Source organism: uncultured Amaricoccus sp., from assembly GCF_937858865.1.
In the GTDB taxonomy this organism is placed as follows: domain Bacteria; phylum Pseudomonadota; class Alphaproteobacteria; order Rhodobacterales; family Rhodobacteraceae; genus Amaricoccus.
In genome coordinates this window covers 1-3629 of record NZ_CALLYO010000270.1, presented here as the reverse complement: position 1 = coordinate 3629, position 3629 = coordinate 1, and the positions used below count along the sequence as shown (strand labels likewise).

The 3629-nt window shown below is 71.5% G+C and carries 5 protein-coding genes; 1 reads left to right on the top strand and 4 read right to left on the bottom strand.

The window, feature by feature from the left end:
• The 3 genes from Q0112_RS07560 to Q0112_RS07550 all read right to left on the bottom strand — a co-directional run.
• The coding region (locus Q0112_RS07560) for a BLUF domain-containing protein (RefSeq protein ID WP_297973471.1) at positions 1-233 on the bottom strand (233 nt) is incomplete at its 3' end.
• 89 nt (positions 234-322) lie between these two features.
• The gene (locus Q0112_RS07555; RefSeq protein WP_297973474.1) at positions 323-673 is read right to left on the bottom strand and encodes a BLUF domain-containing protein; all 351 of its coding nucleotides are present in this window, start codon (positions 671-673) and stop codon (positions 323-325) included.
• 42 nt (positions 674-715) lie between these two features.
• Entirely contained in the window at positions 716-2032 is a 1317-nt protein-coding gene (locus Q0112_RS07550) for a replication-associated recombination protein A (RefSeq protein ID WP_297973469.1), read from the bottom strand.
• Positions 2033-2259: 227 nt separating this feature from the next.
• On the opposite strand from Q0112_RS07550, the gene Q0112_RS07545 reads away from it, so the two are divergent.
• A complete protein-coding gene (locus Q0112_RS07545) occupies positions 2260-2859 on the top strand; it encodes a L,D-transpeptidase (RefSeq protein WP_297973467.1) in 600 nt (199 codons plus the stop codon).
• A 7-nt stretch (positions 2860-2866) separates the two neighbouring features.
• On the opposite strand, the gene Q0112_RS07540 is transcribed toward Q0112_RS07545, so the two are convergent.
• Positions 2867-3629: class I SAM-dependent methyltransferase (locus Q0112_RS07540; protein ID WP_297973466.1), on the bottom strand; the 763-nt coding region annotated here is incomplete at its 5' end.

Below are 3629 nucleotides of genomic sequence, written 5' to 3'. Positions count from 1 at the left end.
CGCGAGTCGGTCAGGATGCGCGCCGCGAGCTTCAGGACCTCGTCGCAGCGACCTTCGACCACCTGAAAGAACCGTCCGTCCTGCAGGCGAAGCTCGCCGGTCAGGCCGGCGCGGACGTTGTTGCTCCAGGACTGGCGCGCGAGTCGGGCGGCGATACCCGGGGCCAGGCTCTCGACCGCCCGGGATTCGAACACGAACTCGACGAGATCGCCGCCTGGGCCCACACCGCGCATGCCTCTCCCCCCGCGATCGTTTCTCTTAGTTCCGTTCCAAACCAAAAACGATTCGGATGGTCAATCACGCGTTCGCGTAGACCGAGTAATCACTGTCGCGGGCCGTGCGCGAGTCGGAGGATGAAACCTTCGCCGGCCTCGCTGCCTTCGCGCATCCGCGGCAGCGCGCCGAAGCTCCAGTTCTCGAAGCGGCGCGTGGCGATCGGCGCTTCGCGGAGGACGCGGACCCGGGAATGGCGGGGGTCGCGGATGATGACTTCCATGCGCGCCAGGATCCGCCGCTCGGGTCCCTCGAGCGTACCGGAGAAGACGCATCCCTGGTGGATGAGCAGGCCGGTGATGCCGAGCTTGCGGTTGTTGGCGGCGGAGCAGCGCGCGATGGCATCGAGGTCATCCTGTGTCAGGCCGGGCGCCGACACGCTGACATAGACGAGCTGGATGAGGCTCTGCGGCGAGATCGGAAGGGCCTCCGGGTCGCGGGGTCAGTCACTGTCCGCCTTCCTAGCGCGCTGAGCGGCAAAAGACAAAAGGCTTTCGCGCAGGTTGTGCTCGAATCCTTTTCCCTCGGGCTGATAGTAGCTTTCGCGCTGCATTTCCGGCGGGAAGTATTCCTGTCCGGAGAAACCTTCGGCGGTATCGTGATCGTAGATGTATCCGCGGCCGTAGCCCTCGGCCTTCATCAGGCGGGTCGGGGCGTTCAGGATGTGCTTGGGCGGCACCAGCGAGCCGGTGCGCTCGGCGGCGGCCATGGCGGCGCCGAAGGCCTTGTAGGCGGCGTTCGATTTCGGGGCGAGGGCGAGGTAGATCACCGCCTCGGCGAGGGCGAGTTCGCCCTCCGGCGAGCCGAGGCGTTCGTAGGTGGCCCAGGCGTCGAGGCAGAGGCGCTGAGCGGCGGGGTCGGCGAGGCCGATGTCCTCGACGGCCATGCGGGTGATGCGGCGGGCGAGGTAGCGGGGATCCTCGCCGCCCTTGAGCATGCGGGCGAGCCAGTAGAGGGCGGCGTCGGGGTCGGAGCCGCGGACGGATTTGTGCAGGGCGGAGATCAGGTTGTAGTGGCTGTCGCCGGACTTGTCGAAGATCGCGGCGCGGCGGGTGAGGCGCCGGGAGAGGGCGGCGGGGTCGAGGGGGCCGGTCTCGCCGGCGATCTGCTCGATCAGGTTGAGGAGCGAGCGGCCGTCGCCGTCGGCCATGGCGACGAGGGTGGCGCGGGCCTCGGGCGTGACCGGCAGCGGGTGGCCGAGGTCGGCCTCGGCGCGGGCGGCGAGCTTCTCGAGGGCGGCCTCGTCGAGGCGGTTGAGGGTGAGGACGCGGGCGCGGGAGAGGAGCGCGGCGTTGAGCTCGAAGGAGGGGTTCTCGGTGGTGGCGCCGACGAGGACGATGGTGCCGTCCTCCATCAGCGGCAGGAAGGCGTCCTGCTGGGCCTTGTTGAAGCGGTGGATCTCGTCGACGAAGAGGAGGGTGCCGCGGCCGTTCGCGCGGCGCAGGCGCGCGGCCTCGAAGATCTTCTTGAGGTCGGCGACGCCGGTGAAGATGGCGCTGATCTGCACGAAGGCGAGGTCGGTGGCGTCGGCCAGCAGGCGGGCGATGGTGGTCTTGCCGACGCCGGGCGGGCCCCAGAAGACGATGGAGCCGAGGCTCTTCTCGGCGAGCATGCGGCCGAGCGGACCCTCCGGGCCGAGGAGGTGGTCCTGGCCGACCACGTCGGCGATCCGGGTCGGGCGGAGCCGGTCGGCGAGCGGGCGCGGGGCCTCGGGCGGAGGGGCGCGGTCGGTCGGGCGGGGGTCAAAGAGGTCGGCCATCCGGGGATGATAGGCGGGGCCGGGCATGGGGGGAAGTGCGCGCGCACGGTGGGGCACGCGTGCCCACGAACCAGCATGTTGAAATTACACGATATTTTCTGGCGTATTGACAACGTATAGACGAAACGGCCCCGCCGCGGGCACGGCGACGTGTGTTGACGCCGGAGGCCCGCGGCGGGACAACCTGCGATTGTCGACCATGGCCAACGAGAAACGAGGGCAGAGGCATGAACGAGCGGATCACCCGGCGGGGATTTGCGCGCCTGGCACTGGGTGCGGGGCTGGGCGCGGGGCTGGGCGCGGGACTGGCGGCGACGGCCGGGCCGGCGCTGGCCGGCGAGGAGGTGGAGACGAGCGGCGAGGCGGCGCTGCGGCGCATCTCCGGGTTGAAGACCCGGGACTGGCGCGACTATTTCCCCTCGCTCAGGAACGACGCCATCCTCTCGATCATCGACGACCGGGTGCTGCACTACTGGGGCGAGGACGGCTTCTACCGGATCTATCCGACCTCGGTGCCGCTGTCGGACGAGATGACGCGGCGGGGGCGCACGGAAATCGTGCTGAAGCGGCCGGCGCCGGACTGGCGGCCGACGCCGAGCATGCTCGAGCGCAACCCGGATCTGCCGGCCTACGTGGCGGCGGGGCCGGAGAATCCGCTCGGGGTCAGGGCGATGAACCTCTCCTGGCAGTATTATCTGATCCACGGCACCAACGACATCCGCAAGATCGGGCGGCAGTCGTCCTCCGGCTGCATCGGGCTGCACAACGCGCACATCGTCGAGATCTACGACCGGGCGAAGATCGGCACGCAGGTGATGGTGGTCTGAGCCGGGCTCAGGCGCGGGCCGAGTAGAGGATCACCCGCGCCGGGAGGCGGAGGCCCTCGGGGCCGGCGAAGGGGGCGAAGGCCTCGGCGACCTCGGCGAGGATGGCGGCGCGGTCCTCTGGGGTGCCGCCCTTCTCGCGCAGCACCCGCGGCAGCGAGCCGATGTTGCCGACGAGGGCGAGCACGGCATCGAGACCGCCGGGGTTGGAGAGGCCGAGGTCGACGGCGCGGGCGCGGGGATCGCGCAGGCCGGCGGCCGCGAGGAGGCCGGTGACGCGGGCCGCGTCGCGGAAGGCCATGGGGCCGGGCGCTTCGGGCGGCGCGGGCGCGACCGGGCCGAGGCGGGCGACGGCGGCGCGCTGGGGGATGGTGAACCAGGGATTGTGCTCGGGGCCGGCCCAGGCGACGAAGACGAGGCGGCCGTCCGGCCGGAGGGCGCGGGCGAGGTTGCGGAAGGCGGCGACCGGGTCGGCGAAGAACATGACGCCGAAGCGCGAGGCGACGAGGTCGAAGGCCTCGGCCGGCAGCGGGTGGTCCTCGGCGTCGCCCCGCTGGAAGCGGACGTGGCCGAGGCCGAGCTCGCGGCGGCGCTCCTCAGCGCGGGCGAGGAGCGGCTCGGAGAGGTCGAGGCCGAGCACGCCGCCGGAGGGGCCGACGGCTTCGGCGAGGGCGAGGGTCGAGCCGCCGGCGCCGCAGCCGACGTCGAGCACGCGCTCGCCCGGGCGCGGGGCCGAGGCGGCGAGGAGCCGGTCGGTGACCTCGCCGAGCTGG

Bases quoted from the DNA above. Each gene is read 5' to 3' on its own strand.
- Q0112_RS07550 (WP_297973469.1), bottom strand. From the start codon at position 2,032: ATGGCCGACCTCTTTGACCCCCGCCCGACCGACCGCGCCCCTCCGCCC.
- Q0112_RS07545 (WP_297973467.1), top strand. From the start codon at position 2,260: ATGAACGAGCGGATCACCCGGCGGGGATTTGCGCGCCTGGCACTGGGT.